11 protein-coding genes are annotated in these 15,749 nt (G+C 38.6%); 7 read left to right on the top strand and 4 right to left on the bottom strand.

The annotated features are described in order from the left end of the window. The first annotated feature begins 5 nt into the window (after nt 1-5). On the top strand, nt 6-278 hold the full coding sequence (locus tag LG276_RS21720) for a hypothetical protein (RefSeq protein ID WP_251162300.1): 273 nt from the start codon (nt 6-8) through the stop codon (nt 276-278). Between the two features lie 129 nt (nt 279-407). Here the strand turns inward: LG276_RS21720 and LG276_RS21715 are convergent, their stop codons facing one another. After that, a complete protein-coding gene (locus LG276_RS21715; protein ID WP_095371620.1) occupies nt 408-839 on the bottom strand; it encodes a YwpF-like family protein in 432 nt (143 codons plus the stop codon). A 180-nt stretch (nt 840-1,019) separates the two neighbouring features. On the opposite strand from LG276_RS21715, the gene LG276_RS21710 reads away from it, so the two are divergent. The 4 genes from LG276_RS21710 (at nt 1,020) to LG276_RS21695 (ending at nt 7,811) form a co-directional block, all read left to right on the top strand. Then, entirely contained in the window at nt 1,020-1,490 is a 471-nt protein-coding gene (locus tag LG276_RS21710) for a hypothetical protein (RefSeq protein ID WP_404292875.1), read from the top strand. A gap of 184 nt (nt 1,491-1,674) precedes the next feature. Further along, nucleotides 1,675-2,085: a single-stranded DNA-binding protein gene (locus LG276_RS21705; RefSeq protein ID WP_373370929.1), complete on the top strand. Its 411-nt coding sequence runs from the start codon at nt 1,675-1,677 to the stop codon at nt 2,083-2,085. A gap of 638 nt (nt 2,086-2,723) precedes the next feature. Then, nucleotides 2,724-6,653, top strand: coding sequence for a S8 family serine peptidase (locus LG276_RS21700; RefSeq protein WP_404292873.1), 3,930 nt, complete (start codon nt 2,724-2,726; stop codon nt 6,651-6,653). Nucleotides 6,654-7,565: 912 nt separating this feature from the next. Then, nucleotides 7,566-7,811 carry a hypothetical protein gene (locus tag LG276_RS21695; protein WP_251162297.1) on the top strand — a complete coding sequence of 82 codons (246 nt, stop codon included), beginning with the start codon at nt 7,566-7,568 and terminating at the stop codon, nt 7,809-7,811. A gap of 40 nt (nt 7,812-7,851) precedes the next feature. Here the strand turns inward: LG276_RS21695 and LG276_RS21690 are convergent, their stop codons facing one another. Further along, nucleotides 7,852-10,680 (bottom strand): DEAD/DEAH box helicase, encoded by a 2,829-nt coding sequence (locus LG276_RS21690; protein ID WP_404292871.1) that lies wholly within the window; start codon nt 10,678-10,680, stop codon nt 7,852-7,854. Next, nucleotides 10,673-12,304: an SWIM zinc finger domain-containing protein gene (locus tag LG276_RS21685; protein WP_404292869.1), complete on the bottom strand. Its 1,632-nt coding sequence runs from the start codon at nt 12,302-12,304 to the stop codon at nt 10,673-10,675. Before LG276_RS21685 ends, LG276_RS21690 begins: the two co-directional genes overlap by 8 nt. 316 nt (nt 12,305-12,620) lie before the next feature. Here LG276_RS21685 and LG276_RS21680 point away from each other — a divergent pair, with 316 nt between their 5' ends. After that, a complete protein-coding gene (locus LG276_RS21680) occupies nt 12,621-13,283 on the top strand; it encodes a hypothetical protein (protein WP_341105476.1) in 663 nt (220 codons plus the stop codon). 14 nt (nt 13,284-13,297) lie between these two features. Continuing rightward, nucleotides 13,298-14,572 (top strand): efflux RND transporter periplasmic adaptor subunit, encoded by a 1,275-nt coding sequence (locus LG276_RS21675; RefSeq protein WP_404292867.1) that lies wholly within the window; start codon nt 13,298-13,300, stop codon nt 14,570-14,572. 340 nt (nt 14,573-14,912) lie between these two features. Here LG276_RS21675 and LG276_RS21670 read toward each other — a convergent pair whose 3' ends face one another. Then, nucleotides 14,913-15,740, bottom strand: coding sequence for a DUF817 domain-containing protein (locus LG276_RS21670; RefSeq protein ID WP_251162292.1), 828 nt, complete (start codon nt 15,738-15,740; stop codon nt 14,913-14,915). Nucleotides 15,741-15,749 lie beyond the last annotated feature (9 nt).

Below are 15,749 nucleotides of genomic sequence, written 5' to 3'. Positions count from 1 at the left end.
TACCCATGAATACAAAGTTGTTAAAATTACTGTCTGCATCTGCTTTAGCGGCGACAATGCTTGTTGGTTGTGGAGCAAACAATGATCAAGAGCCACCGCCAGAAGATAATGATAATATTGAAGAGCCAGCAGAATTAGAGGATGGAAACGACATTAATAATAATGATCAAGACGATCTAAACAATGATGATGATGGTATGCTTGAAGAAGACAATAATACAGATGAAAATTTAAATGAAGAGGCACCTGCGGACGAAGAAAACAAAGATAATATGTAAATAAAAAAGAGGTTCCGATTAATCAATCGGAGCCTCAAAAGTTTAAAGATATCCACGCGAATATTTCGAGTATGTACATCTCAAAAAATCGGGTAGAGATCCTCGGAGAAAGCATATATTAGCTTTTCCTTATTTTTTATTACTCGTCAATCTTTGCGCTCTTTTCATTTGTCCTTTAAATTCAGCAAGAAGTTTTTCGCCGCTTAACCCTTTAGAAACGAGATCACTAAGTAATATCTCTGCGAATTCATTTCTTTTATGACGAATGCTCCCTAAGAAAAGGACACTCATATGTTCTTCAAATTCATTAATGGATGCAATTTTAGTTATGAAATGTGCTGGATCATTATCTTTTTTCGTAATTACTACTTGTAGCGGCACGTCGATTTCTTTTTTGCGGAGATTGGAAAAGAAGGAAAGGTGCTTTTTATCAATAAAGGCCTCGAGTAGCCACCGACTATTCTCATCCTCTTTATTAATAATGAGTCCGTCCTCCAATTCGACATCTACTAACTCATCCTCATCCCAAACCTGCATGGAAACTAGCTTAAATGTCTTCATGCGACCCCTCCCTTTCTCAAAAGTTAACTGAGTTGTCTAAATTATATCATAGAAGATATACAAAACGAAAATATCTTACAAAAGGTAAGTTATAGATTATTTACCCCTTTTTAGGTCCCCTTCACACTTATAAAAAGAAATAGTATATGCTTAAGGAAAACAGATTGAAGGAGATAAAAGTTGGAAAAATATCGGACCAATACCTTACATTTTACATACCATTTCACATGCTCTCCCAATGAAATAACAGCAAGCGATAAAGGTGATACTGCAAAAATTCTGTCGATAGATATTTTTTTTACAATAAAGATTAACAATCAATTATATTTCCAAGCAGATTTACCTGCCTTTGAATTTTATAAAGCATTGGCGAAATGGCAAAAGAAATGGTTGAAAAATCAACAAGCGGCATTTTATTATTTTTCAATTGAGTATGATGAAGGAGCTATTTTGGAAATGATTCCTTTTCATCAGTTAGCACGATTGAACACTAGCTGGCCAGAAGCTGAGATTTATCATGTTTTTGCCCACCAATATCTTGTAAACGAGCTAAGCTTATTAGAAGGAAATTTAAAAAACGATATAGAACGTTATTTTGATATTAAAATCAGTTCATTTATGCCTCATATTCCTTATAGAGAAGAATGTTGAAATTTGTCGAAATTTATCTTACCTTTATTGCAAAAGTTAATTTTTTGGCCTATTTTTATGGAAAAATTTAAATTCTGACCATCTATCCGCAGTTTTGAAAGCCTATCGTAAACGAAAATTATTTTTCCGTTTTTTTACAAGTGATACAACCTATATTAACCTAGTGTCAGAAAGGAGGAGGATGATGAATCAAGTTGGCATTGTTGGAAGGTTGACGAAAGAGCCGGATTTAAGACTTGTATCAGATGGAAGGTCAGTGGCAAATATAACGGTTGCGGTCAATCGTCAATTTCGCAATCAAAATGGAGAGGTAGAAACTGATTTTATTCAATGTACACTTTGGCATAAATCTGCGGAAAATCTCGTTCAGTATTGTACGAAAGGGTCACTTATAAGTGTTGCTGGCAGATTACAATCAAGATCATATGAAAAGGATGGAAAAAGAAAGTATGTGATGGAAGTGATCGTCGAGCAAGTGCGTTTCCTCGATAATCGAAAGAAAGAAAAACAACAAAGAGAGGAGATGAATCCAGATGACTCAAGAACAAAAAGTGATGGAAACACTCATAGAGAGTCTTATCAAAATGCTTGGTAATGCAAACTATCGAATGAGTGAGATGGAGAGTAGACTGGCACAATTAGAATGTATATTGAAAGAATCGTATGATAGAGGAAGAAAAAGAGCTTAAAGGAACCTCAATTTACTTTTATCCCCTTATTACCCTCTATTAGAAAGAATCAATGAACATCCTCATCATATCCCCAACTTGAAGCAGTGCCTATCGCACTGTTTTTTTCTTGTAAGTATTAGGATGACAAAAAAATGGCGTCGTTTATAGGATATTTAAAAGTAAGATGAAGTTCAACAAAATAAGAAAGCGAAAAGCATTGTAGCAAAAGGGTGCTATAAAAGACTTAGCAGTATAGAACCATGACAATATATCATTTTCGTTTCCTTTACCATTTTATGCTGAAAAAAAGTGCGCTTGTTATAGTTACATTTCTTCTCTATACCATTTATGATTTCCCGTTTGTTTTTATTTTGAGAGAGGAAAAAGTGGGTATATGTGAATGGTTCATTAATAAAAAATATTTCGAATTATAAAATAATTATATTTTACTAGGCAAATTAGCATAAATTGGTACTTTAGTACTCTAAAACTAAATTTTTCCTTATGTTAATTTAATAGAGAAACAAAAAATTCTGAATTTTATTTACAGAGGGGGAGTTGAATGTTGAAAAAAAGCAGGATTCTTGTCGTATTAATGGCCTTTTTACTTATTTTCTCTGGATCAGTGTCAGCAGCAGTACCTGAGAAGAAGGTAGAAAATACTAAAGGGAAAGAAAATCAGCTCAATCTACAAAAAATAGAAAAAACGGATGCCGAGGAACAATATAAGAAGTCTGATATTGTTCGTGTAATTGTCGAAATGGATAGTGAGCCGACCATTGCATACGCACAGAAAACAAAAAAAACATTTAAAGAACTACCCGCAGCAACTAAGAAGAAACTGACAAACGAGAAACTAGCAGAACAAAAAGCGGTGAAGCAAAAAGTTAAAGACAACAAAGTAAAGCTCGTCGAACATGAAAGTTTCACAACAGTTGTGAATGGATTTAGTGCAGATGTAATGTATGGGGATATTGAGAAAATTAAAGAAGTAAAAAATGTATCCTCTGTTGAAATAGTGAATGAATATGAACGCCCAGAGGAAAAACCTGACATGGTTTACAGTAAAGAATTGGTACAAGCTCAAGAGGCTTGGAGAGAATATGGTTACAAAGGTAACGGTATGGTTGTCGGGGTTATTGATACAGGTATTGACCCAGATCATCAAGATATGATTTTATCAGATGAGACGGAAGTCGATTTAACAGAATCTAAGGTTAATAGAATAAAAGCAGATAACGAGCTACCGGGAAGCTATTATACTGAAAAAGTACCATATGCTTACAATTATATGGATGAAGACGAAGTAATCGGTGATGTGGCTGAAGGAGCAAGTATGCATGGTATGCACGTATCAGGGACAGTAGGCGCAAATGGAGATGAAGAAGATGGTGGAATTAAAGGTATTGCACCGGAAGCGCAAATTCTCGGTTTGAAAGTATTTGGTAACGATCCTGAATTCGGTTCTACATATGGAGATATCTATGTAAAAGCCATTGATGATGCGATTATTTTAGGAGCGGACGTATTAAATATGAGTCTTGGATCAACAGCAGGATTTGTTTCGCCTGAATCTGCTGAATATAAAGCGATTGAGCGAGCAGTTGATAATGGCGTCCTTATGTCTATTTCAGCTGGTAACTCTGCTCATTTTGGAAATGGCTTTGCCAACCCAACGCCAGAAAATCCTGACTTTGGTGTAGTTGGTTCACCAGGAGTATACACAGATTCATTACAAGTGGCATCTTCTGAGAATTCATTTATGGATCTCGATGCCATTAAGGTGAATATAAATGGCGAAGAGGTGGATGCTCCATTTCTTTCAGCTGGTGACAAGCACCCTAACGATGTCGACACAAAAACGTTCGTTGTTGCAGATGGAGGACTTGGTTACCCTGAGCAATTAACAGACGTTGCAGGAAAATATGCAATGATTCAACGTGGAGAATTGTCATTCGTTGATAAGGCGGTAAATGCACAAGCGGCAGGTGCTGTTGGCGTAATTATCTATAATAATACAGATGGTTTCGTCAATATGCAGACAGATCCAGCTATTACAATTCCACAATTATTTATGCCAAAAGTAAATGGTGATCCAATTGTTGAAGCGCTTCGTGCTGGAGAAGAAGTGACATTTACTTTTACTGGTGAAAAAACAACAGCACCAAACCCTGAGGCAGGCAAGATGAGTGCCTTCACTTCTTGGGGAGTGACACCGAACTTAGACTTTAAGCCTGAAATTACGGCGCCTGGTGGGCAAATTTACTCGACATTAGAAAATGGCCAATACGGCATGATGAGTGGTACATCCATGGCAGCTCCACATGTGTCTGGTGGTGCAGCACTCGTTCTACAAAGAGTAGATGCTGACTTTGGTTTAACAGGTTATGATCGTGTATATACAGCGAAAAATATTATGATGAACACATCTCAACCAATCGATGATCAAGGCCTTGTTAATGAGTCACTTGAGTGGGATGTTCCTTATTCCCCTCGTAGACAAGGATCGGGCATCATGCAATTGCACTCAGCTCTTTCTACACCAGTCGTTGTAACAGAGGTAGAAACGGATGAGGCAAAGGTGGCCTTAAAAGAAGTTGGGGATACTTTTGAGTTCACATTGCAAGCAGAAAACTTTAGTGATGAAGACGTCACTTATGACGCAGCTGCAAATATCCAAACGGATTTTGCTGCATATGGAGAATTAGGTTGGAATCCAAATGAACTTGAAGCACAAGAATTATTAAATGTTGAGGTTACTGTTGATAATCAAGAATCGGCTGAAATAACTGTTCCTGCAGGAGAAACAGTTACGTTTACCGTTCAAGCCGATGTGAGTGATGCACAAGTAGTTGAACCGAGCCAAACGGGTAATTGGACAACACCAGTTGATGTTGATGAAGTATTTCCGAACGGTTATTTTGTAGAGGGATATGTAACATTAACTGATTCAGCAGATACTCACCCTGAACTCTCTGTACCATATGTAGGATTCAAAGGTGAATGGGATCAATCCCCAATATTAGATGGATTAAAGTATGATGAATCATCCTTCTATGGTATGGGTGGTGCTGTTTATGAATCTGGAGACAGTTACTATTATCTTGGTTATGACCCAATAGCTGATGCCTATAAAGCAGATAAAGTAGCAATTTCTCCAAACGGAGATGGTGTGCAAGATGCCATCATTCCTGCCCTATCATTCTTGAGAAATGCCCATCAAGTGGTATTTAATGTATTAGATGAAGATGGTAAGCAATTGCGCAAGCTGAGAACAGACAATGATCTGAGAAAAGACTATTATGACGCTGGTCAAGGTAGTTATTACAAAATTAACTCAGCATGGAAATGGGATGGAAAAGTCAAAAATAAACTTGCTGCAGATGGTAAGTATTATTTTGAAATTAAATCTGTCATTGACTTCCCTGATGCTGAATGGCAGTCAGTAAAAATCCCGGTTATCATTGATACAGTGGCACCAGAATTGGCATTCAAAGTGACTGAGGGAAATAAAAAGTTAACGATTAATGCATCGGATCATGAAAAAGGTTCTGGCGTATCTTATCTTGATATTTTAATAGATGGTGAGTCTGTATTAGAGACACCGCTTGCAGGGGATACAAAGGAATATACATTCTCAGAACCATTAGAGGTTGGTTCGACTGTAACCGTACAAGCATTTGACTATGCGGGCAATGTAACAACGAAGGAGCTAGAAGTGAAACCTGCCGATCAAAAGGCACCAACTGTTCGTTTAACGACTCCTGAAGCTTTAAGTACAGTGAATACAAATGATATTCAATTTACTGGTACCATTACTGATGAATCTGAGATTAGTGAATTTACTATTGCAGGTGAGGCAGTAGAACTGACTTATGATCAAGAGAAGAAACAATATACTTTTGATACAATTCTTCATTCTGAAGACGGTGCACCTTCCTTTGCCATTAAGGCAGTCGATGCAGCAGGGAATGTGGCCCAGTTCAAACGAACAGTTTTAGTAGATGCAACCGCACCAGAGGTTGAGGTACTTGGATTACCTGAAAGTGAATATATTGAACATGATGCCGAAAATCCAGTTGTGGATGTAAGAGTAGCCGATAATTTTGATCAAATTCGTCTTTATTTAGATGGCGATGAGATTTATTTCAAAGAATTCCAAGAACCTTATGAAATGAGAAGCTTTGAACATGTTGTGGCAGATATTGAGCTTGAATTACAAGACGGAGCGAATGAATTTACGTTCGAGGCAACTGACATTGCAGGCAACAAAACGGTACAAACAGTTGAATTATACAAATTAGGTGAAGGGGAAGAAGCACCTAATGGAGACACACCAAACAACCAATTCCCGATTTCTCCAGAAAAGCCTGGAAATGTTGTGAAACCAACACTACCAGGTAGCGGAGGTGGCATTAAAGCACCGAATCCACTACCAACAAATCCAATTGCACCAGGAAAACCTGTGATTGGTGGTAAAATAGGGTTCTAAATGAGCGTAAGAGTCTAGCAGATTGCTAGGCTCTTATTTATTTGCGTATAGAAAAGACTAGAAATGGGTGAAGGGGTATACAGTAGTTAAATGAAAATAAGGGCCAGTGGGGTTAGCAAGTCACTCAGAAGGGAAACTAGAGATGAGCGCGTAGCAAATAGGATGTGTGAGTCCCTCAGAAGGAAACCCAGAGATGAGCGCGTAGCAAATAGAGTTTGAGAGTCCCTCAGAAGGGAAACTAGAGATGAGCGATTAGCAAATAGTGTTTGAGAGTCCCTCAGAAGGGAAACTAGTGATAAGCGCGTAGCAAATAGAGTTTGTGAGTCCCTCAGAAGGAAACCCAGAGATGAGCGCGTAGCAAATAGAGTTTGTGAGTCCCTCAGAAGGGAAACTAGTGATAAGCGCGTAGCAAATAGAGTTTGTGAGTCACTCAGAAGGAAACCCAGAGATGAGCGCGTAGCAAATAGAGTTTGTGAGTCCCTCAGAAGGGAAACTAGAGATGAGCGCGTAGCAAATAGGATGTGTGAGTCCCTCAGAAGGGAAACTAGAGATGAGCGCGTAGCAAATAGAGTTTGTGAGTCCCTCAGAAGGGAAACTAGTGATAAGCGCGTAGCAAATAGAGTTTGTGAGTCCCTCAGAAGGAAACCCAGAGATGAGCGCGTAGCAAATAAGATTTGTGAGTCCCTCAGAAGAAAACCCAGAGATGAGCGCCTAGCAAATAGGTTTACAAGTCCCTCAGAAGCAAAAACAAAATGAGAGCGTAACACAACCCATACAGACATGTCATCACATTTGCGAACGGCCATCCGAACAGCCATCTAATTAAAAAAGTAAAAACAACCATTTTCCAAAAGGATATTCAGCAAACTTTGTCGAAATGGTCATAAATACCTATAAAGAGGAGGTGAAGTCATGAATAAACCTCTTGTCTACCAAAGAAAAGAAGTTCTATGTCCGATTAGTTTTTACGATGCCCTCCAATTAATCTCAAATCCAACCTCTAAAGATTTCCACCGTGTTTCCTTCCAACAACACACATCCATCCAACGAATTACTCCCATCAATGATCCGTTATTGAAGCAAACGCTATTTATGTGTAACGAAGCGGTTATCTTCTTAAGTAATCATAAGAAAGATAAGCAGGAATTAAAGGCTTAAAAAGAAGAAGCTGCCCGAATAAGGCAGCTTCTTCAACACACTATGACAGCAAGATCAAATCGCGTAACTCATCTGTAGATAATTCGGTTAACCAGGCTTCACTTTGAATAATTTGTTCATTAAGTGATTGCTTCTGATCAAGCATGCGGTCAATTTTTTCTTCTAATGTTCCTGTGCATATTAACTTATGGACATGGACAAATCGTTTCTGCCCAATTCGATAAGCGCGGTCAGTCGCTTGATTTTCAACAGCAGGATTCCACCAGCGGTCATAATGAATGACGTGGTTTGCAGCGGTAAGGTTTAGCCCCGTTCCACCAGCTTTTAATGATAAAAGAAAGACCGGGAACTCCTTGTTTTGGAAACGTTCAATCATGATATCACGATTCCCTTTAGGCACACTGCCATTCAAAAAAGGGACTTCAAAGCCATATTTCTTCTCAAGCAGTTGTTGAATCATGTGCCCCATCTCGATGTATTGCGTAAACACTAAGCAGCTTTCTCCTTGCTCGTGGACAGCAGCAATTAATTCATCAAGTTTCTCTAATTTTGAAGAGCGGGAAATTAATGCATGATTTTCGACTTTTTCCTTTAAATAGAGAGCTGGGTGATTACATAATTGCTTTAGGCGACTAAGTAACTGTAAGATAAGTCCCTTTCTTTCAAAACCAGTTAGCTTTTCAATCTGCGCAAATGTATCTTGCACTAATTGCTCATAAAGAGCAGCCTGTTCTGAAGTGAGTGGACAATATTCCTTCTGTTCGAGCTTGTCGGGCAGATTTAACGCCACTTCTTCATCTTTCTTCGTTCTACGTAAAAGGAAGGGACGAATATATGCTTGCAGTTGTTTAACTTTTTCCTCATCCTGGTCTTTTTCAATCGGAAGAACAAAGCGTTTATGAAAAGCACCTAGACTACCAAGGTAACCATGGTTGGTAAAGTCAAAAATGGACCAAAGCTCAGAGAGACGGTTCTCCATGGGTGTTCCTGTTAAGGCGATATGATGCGTTCCCTGTAATTGCCTGACGGCTTGCGATTGCTTTGTTTGGGCATTTTTAATATTCTGTGCTTCATCAATACTTACAGAACTCCATTCGATTTCCTTTAGGCTATCAATATCTAAGTGAGTTAACCCATACGAAGTAAGCACAACATCTGCTTCCTTCACTGCTTTTTCTAATACTTTCCCTTTGGCACGATAAGAACCGTAATGAAGATAAACATTTAAATCAGGGGCAAACTTTTCAAATTCCTTTTGCCAATTTCCTAAAACAGAAGTAGGACAGACAATAAGGGCAGGTTGTGTATGATTTCCGTTCTCTTGCTCTTTTACAGCCAGTATATATGAAATTAATTGGATCGTTTTTCCAAGTCCCATATCATCAGCAAGGATGGCACCAAATTTAAACGAACGTAAAAATAATAACCAGCTCATGCCGAGTTTTTGATAGGGCCGTAAGTCACCAGCCAATCCAGCTGGAATAGGTTCAATGGGGATATCATGAATATTCCGTAGTTGATTAACCATTTTCCTCCATTGACGATTTAATTCTATTTGTACTTTGGCGAATGCCCGCTGGCTTTGTGCTTGATCTTCATCATTTTCCCCACCAAGCAATTCTTGTTCGATTAAATCCCGGACATGAAGTCCTTCTTGCTCGGCTTTCTTCATTAAACTTTGAATATGTTTTACGAAATGGGGATCAAGCTTAATCCATCGGCCGCGGATATATACAAGGCGACGTTTTTCTTCAACCATTTGCCGAAATTCTTCTTCAGATAGTTCGACACCATTCATTGAGAAGCGCCAATCATAATCAAGCATAGCCTGCAATCCAACAAAGGATGGCCTGTGACTGCTTGATGCTTTAACCTTTGCCTTTACATTCATGCTTGCCTTTTTCATTGCTTGCCACCAAGAAGGAAGAAGGATTTCAACGTCAAGAGCAAGTAAGGTCTCACTCGCTTCAGTTAAGAATAACCATGCTTCTTCCTCTGTAAGTTGAGTGGTCAATTGTTGTTTCTTTCCTTCTAACCATGGAAACATCTCGAGAATACGGATCATTTCCTTGTCTACTTCCCTCTCATAATCGAGCCAACCAGGAGGATAATTCCCTTCATCTTTGTAATCAACAAAGAGATCTGGATTTTCTTTTCCTCTTAAAAATACCGAAAGGGACCATGTGAGGTCATCTTCTGCTGGCTCCTCAAGTTTAATCCCGAGTGAAAATGGTGTAAGAATTTCTTTTATCCCTATCCATTCCTGCCACTTTTCTTCATCAAAATACGCAGCTAATGCTCTTGCAGAGAGATGCTCGTTGCGTAAAGCAAGTAGCTTCTCTCCGAACGCCGCTTTCGCCTGCTTGTTTTTTTGTAAATAATGGTCAAGGGCATGATGGAAAAGCTGCTGAATCATCGGTTTGATTGGTTCACCTAACAATGACTGTTCCCAAAAATCAGGGTGAAATTCATTAATGACGTCAGCTGGCAATGCCCAGCGAAAGTGGTCACTTTCCCAAGCATCAAAATCGGGCATCCATTGACGCTCATCGATGCAATCTTTGAGGATGGGAGCAGCAGCTAGTAGAATCTCTGCTGTTTCATCCCATTTCCAATGAATAAAACGATTAAACTGCTCGTTAGAAAATAATGTAACAATCTCCCAACTATCTAAAAGAAAGCCACTGATACCCTCGATAGTTTTTTCATTAATCATCGTGCCAAAGAAGCTTTCGCGATGAGAGTAAAAAAGCATGGGCTTCCAGTCAACAGGAGGTATCGTTCTTTCCTTATCATCTTTAGCGAAAATGAAAAAGGCATCCGCTTTAATCATATTTATTTGTATGGAGATCATCCTCGTTTTAAGCATGAATTAGTTTCCCTCTTTTACATTCTTCCTGAAAAGCACGTAGTCGTTTTGTACTTTCTAACAGCTCCTCTAGGAATTGTTCCCATTCACTAGCTAATGATAATTTTTCATAAAGTGAACGAAGTTTTTGCATTTTCTTCACTGCTTGACGGTATTGCTCACGACTTTTTAAATGGATATCGTGTTGGATTGCTTGATGGTATAAGGGAAGTAGCAATGTGGGCTCTGCTTTTTCAAGACGCTCTAGCCGCTCTTGTGAAATGTCAGTGAGTCGGATGCTGAGCAATGCTTGGAGATCAACCCATTTCTCCCATTGTTCATATTCATATAAGAAATCATCGTAATAATAAAAGCTATAAGGTAAAGTTTCAGTTAAAACTTTTTCGTATAAGTCATTCCGTTTTGTTTGTTGGCAATAAGGTGTAATGACCTCTAAAACCATTTTTACGAGGTCTGAGCATTTATGAAAATCATCTTCTTCCTCTAAATATTTAATTGCATAAGGAAGAAGTGTTTCGATATATTGTTCTGCACGTTTCCATTCTTTTTGAGCATTTAGTTGATATATCCAATAAAAGAAATAAGGTGTATAATCATAATCGCCCTCATCGATCAATTGAAACACTTTTTGATCATCATGTAGTAAAAAATGTAAATGGGCCATGCCGATAGTACATGATAGCGAGGCATCAGTTTCATATAGTGTACGTAGTTTCTCTAACTCTTCTTCACGCCAACTCTTTTGTTTGAAAAATTGTGTCCAAAGTCTACGGTATAGTTGAATTCTTTCAAATTGAACAATCTCAGAACGATGGTCTATTAAGGCTGTTGCTTCATTTCTTAACCGTTCGATAAATGGATCAAAGGCAAATGGGACTGTTTGCTGGGAAAGTCTTTCCATCATGACAGAGGACTCTTCCATTAAGTCTTGAAAAAGGTGGAGATAATGGCGTTCTATCTCCTTTTCACTATGTTTACATTCATTAGCAAATTGTTCGAGTAGCAGAAATGTATGCATGCTACCAATTAATTGGTATAGCAATTTCCATTCTTTTTTTATAGGGGCATAGGCATTTATTTTTCGTAAATATATATAAAATAAATCAGAAACGACGTATGGCTTTGGATATTGTCCAGATTGATACATAATTTGCTGGAAATTCTCTGTAAAGGTACGAATCCAATTATCATAATCAGGTTGTTTTGTTGGATTCGTTTGCATAAGGTCACGTGCGCGCTTCAAGCCAAGGTCAGCTAAGGTCTTCCGTTCCTTAATGGGGGCACGCCAACTCTCTATCCAATTAGAAACACTGTTATTTTTCGCTAACAAATAAAAGAATACCGCCATCATATGTCTACAAGTACCTTCTGCAGGACAAGAACAACGACTTATGTGATAATCTTCTATATTAAGGGACACTTGGACTCGGTTTACATCTAATACAGCTGCTGTGATGGAGTGTGACTCATAGCGAATCTGCTTCACGAGCCCTTGACGGTATAGAATTAACCCTTTTTGCACAAGTGCTTGATCAGTAGCTGCGTGTGCGTCTAGCTCTTCCTTCACTTTGCGTGCCATATCCTCTAACGGCTCTAAAAAACGCTCAGGAATCCCATTATCCATAGCCTTCACTCCATTCACATCAATTTTTGTACCTTTTTAGCATTCCTCCATTATACCATTTTCTAGGCAAAGGTTGAAGCCGCCCGCAGGATTATGGAAAGAATGGCTTTCGTAAAAAAATACCCTTTCATACAAACGAAAATATCCATTTCTTAATCGGTCTATTTATGTAAAAAGAACGATAGATGACGAATCGTGTCGAACCTTGACATAAAAGGGTTTTTCGTGGCTTAATGGTACCTTTAAACTATTCAAATATATGATTTTTCAGTTACAATATAAATAGACTAGAAATTTTTGGCTTGGGGGACATAGTATGAGTGAACGAGTACCTCTTTTCCGTGGATTGAAACAGCCGCAATTTGTCGCATATCAATTGGGAAAAGAGGAGGAAGTTGTCGGTTTATGGAAACCGGTTGTTTGGCTTACTTTAGCGAGTATCATTATTGCAGGCATTTCAGCTTTTTTCGGTATAGGTAGTGAGTATGTTTCAAGATCATTGCCAGATTTAACGAGGAGTGGATATGAAGCCTATCAAACTCTTTTTGCTGCGGGACAGGTAACATGGGGACTCATCTGGATATTATTAGCTATCTTTATCCCTTCACTCTTTTTTTGGACCATATTAGAAGTAGATTATCGTAAATTATTATTTGTGCAACTGATTATTACGATGATATTTTTAATAGAAAAATTAGTTTTCATTCCAGTACATTTGTTTTTAGGAATCAGTGCTGAATCGAATATATTTTCACTAGGAATTATCGCCCAAACGTTTACTTCGATTGAGCTCATTATATTCTTACTAGCCAATATTACGTTATTCAAAGTATGGGCTATCATTCTTACATATAAGTATTATCGCCACTTATCTGAGCGGTCCCCACGTTTTATTATTTGGACTTTAATAGGTTTTTATTTATTTGTTGCCGTTATATCATCCTTACTTTCATACATTAAATTCGAAAATATTATTTAAGAAGGGGTTCTCTCATGAAGCTGAAATGGAAGCTTTTGATAGCAGCAGTGATTACGTTGTTCATTGCTTTGAATATCACACTTATATTTACAAGTGAAAAAGAGATTAACCGCGTAAACTATATTTCAAGATGGACCGTTGCCAACGAACAGGATTTAATAGAAACGCTACCTGTTGCTGGTATGTTTATGCCAAAGGAAGAGCAGATTTTCTACCACGATCAAGATAAAGGAAGTTTTCAGGGCTTTCTTGTGGAGAAAGGTCAGGCAGTAGAACCAGGCACAGCCGTACTTGAATATTCCCCACAAAATATTAATGAAACAAAGAGTGCTTTTCAAATGGAAATCGATCGTCTCAATCAGGAAGTGGCGAGTTTAGATCAGCATATTTCTCAGATGGAACAGTTACTTGCCACATCGAACACAATGCCAGCTTCGTCAACAGGAACGAGTCAGCAATTGCAGACCCCAAATGATGATTCAATTATTGTACAAGTAGAGCCATTTGATAGCACAGCGTATATACAACAATCGATCGCTCGCGATATAGAGAATAAAGAATTGGATAAAAGTAAGTTGGAAAGCGAAATCGAGAAATACGAAGAAATGTTAACCGCAGCTGACTCAAGCATGATAGAACTCACTGCAGAAAGCATGATTTCAGGAACGGTAAAGGAATTGAAGCATACGCTTGAAAACCCCATTCTCACAATCATCTCTAACGAGCAAAAAATCGAAGGGGAATTAACAGAGGATGAAGTGCAACAAATCTTACCGGGCATGAAGGTCCTGATTACTTATGAAAATAGTAATAAACAATTAGAAGGGACTATTGATACCGTTTCCGTATATCCAGAAGAAACACCAGAGATTGGCAAGGAGAATAGCTACTTGTATACGGTACAATTAACCGAGCCAGAAGATGGAACAAGCGTTTTTGGCCAGCATGTCAACGTAAAAATCGTTACCAATGAAGTACAGGGAGCAACGACTGTTCCGGTAAAAACGATTAAACACACAGATAAAAAACAAGTGAGTTATATCCTTGGTGCTGGAGGTTATGTCGAACGAAGACAGTTGGATACCGGGATGAAACTCGACCATACAGTAGAGGTACAAAAGGGAGTAGAAGCAGGAGAACTAATTGTACTCGACCGTCCACTACTAATCAAATCTAACCACCCGTTCATTACACCACTCTCGCCAACCAAAAACACAAAGGCCAGCTACGGGGCTATGTCAGGTATGGAGATCTTTAAAACAATCTCTAAAGGATTTTTATCTAGATAAATTGGAGGCACGAGCAATTTTTTGTTCGTGCTTTTTCGTGGTACCAGCGGGTTCTAAAAAGGGAGGTTGGCAAAATAAAATAAGTCAAGAGGTAAAGAGAGATAAAGCCAAGCGGGTAGACTGATCAAGGGGAATGGGAGTGAGCACACAATATGAGTCGAAATTAGCAGTAAGTATGACGAATAGGTAATGGCCACACGAGAGGGTACAAAATGAGCAAAAAGTATGGCAAATTGGGAATGCCCACACAAGAGGGTACAAAATGAGCAGGAAGTGTGGGCAAATAGGGAATGCCCACACAAGTGGAGACAAAATGATTAAGAAGTGTGAGCAACTATTTTTAGTTTTCTCCTAATCTGTTAGAGTGAAGGGATTCATAATCATCCACTTTTAATCGGATGGTAGGTTGCTTTTCCTTCACTCTTTTCAAAGTCGCGACAATCAGAAAACTCACGATAACAAGTAAGAGCCATGAACTTACTTTTCCTAAATGAACCAAACTCCATGCTTCTGTTTGGTTTGGATATTGCCACGCCCCAAAGTAAGTGGCAATATTTTCAGCAATCCAAATAAAGAAGCCGATGAGTACAAACGAGAGGGCCAGTGGCATATGGTAAAACTTTTGACCAACTTTATACGCTACCGAAGTCCTGAAGAATACAACTATTACAGCCGCGCCTAACCACCAACGAATATCAATCCAGAAATGATGAGTGAAAAAGTTTAAATAGATAGCTGTAGCGAGTGGCACTGACAATATAAAAGGTGGCCATTTGATTAATTTAACATCTAGCCTTCGCCAAGCCTGACATAAATAACTCGCCACACTTGCATACATAAAGCCACTATACAAGGGAACCCCGAAAACCTTCGAGTAAGCTTCCTCTGGATAAGCCCATGACCCCATATGTACTTTGAAGATCTCCAATGCCAACCCAATGATATGAAAAAGAGTGATGACTTTCAACTCATCTTTCGTTTCAAGTCCAGAACGAATCATTAACCACTGAGTCACTATACAAATGAGCAGGAGCCAATCGTATCTTGGTAATAGAGGGAGGGGGATGATCTGCGTAATTGCCAATGATGCAAAAATAACAACTGGAAAAATACAAGATAATGCCTGTGACCAACCAAATCGTACGAGCTGTTGTATGGAAAAAAACATGAATGGATA

Origin of the sequence: Cytobacillus kochii (assembly GCF_044790165.1) — a bacterium.
Taxonomy (GTDB): Bacteria; Bacillota; Bacilli; order Bacillales; family Cytobacillaceae; genus Cytobacillus; species Cytobacillus kochii.
This window is presented reverse-complemented; position numbering and strand designations above follow the sequence as displayed.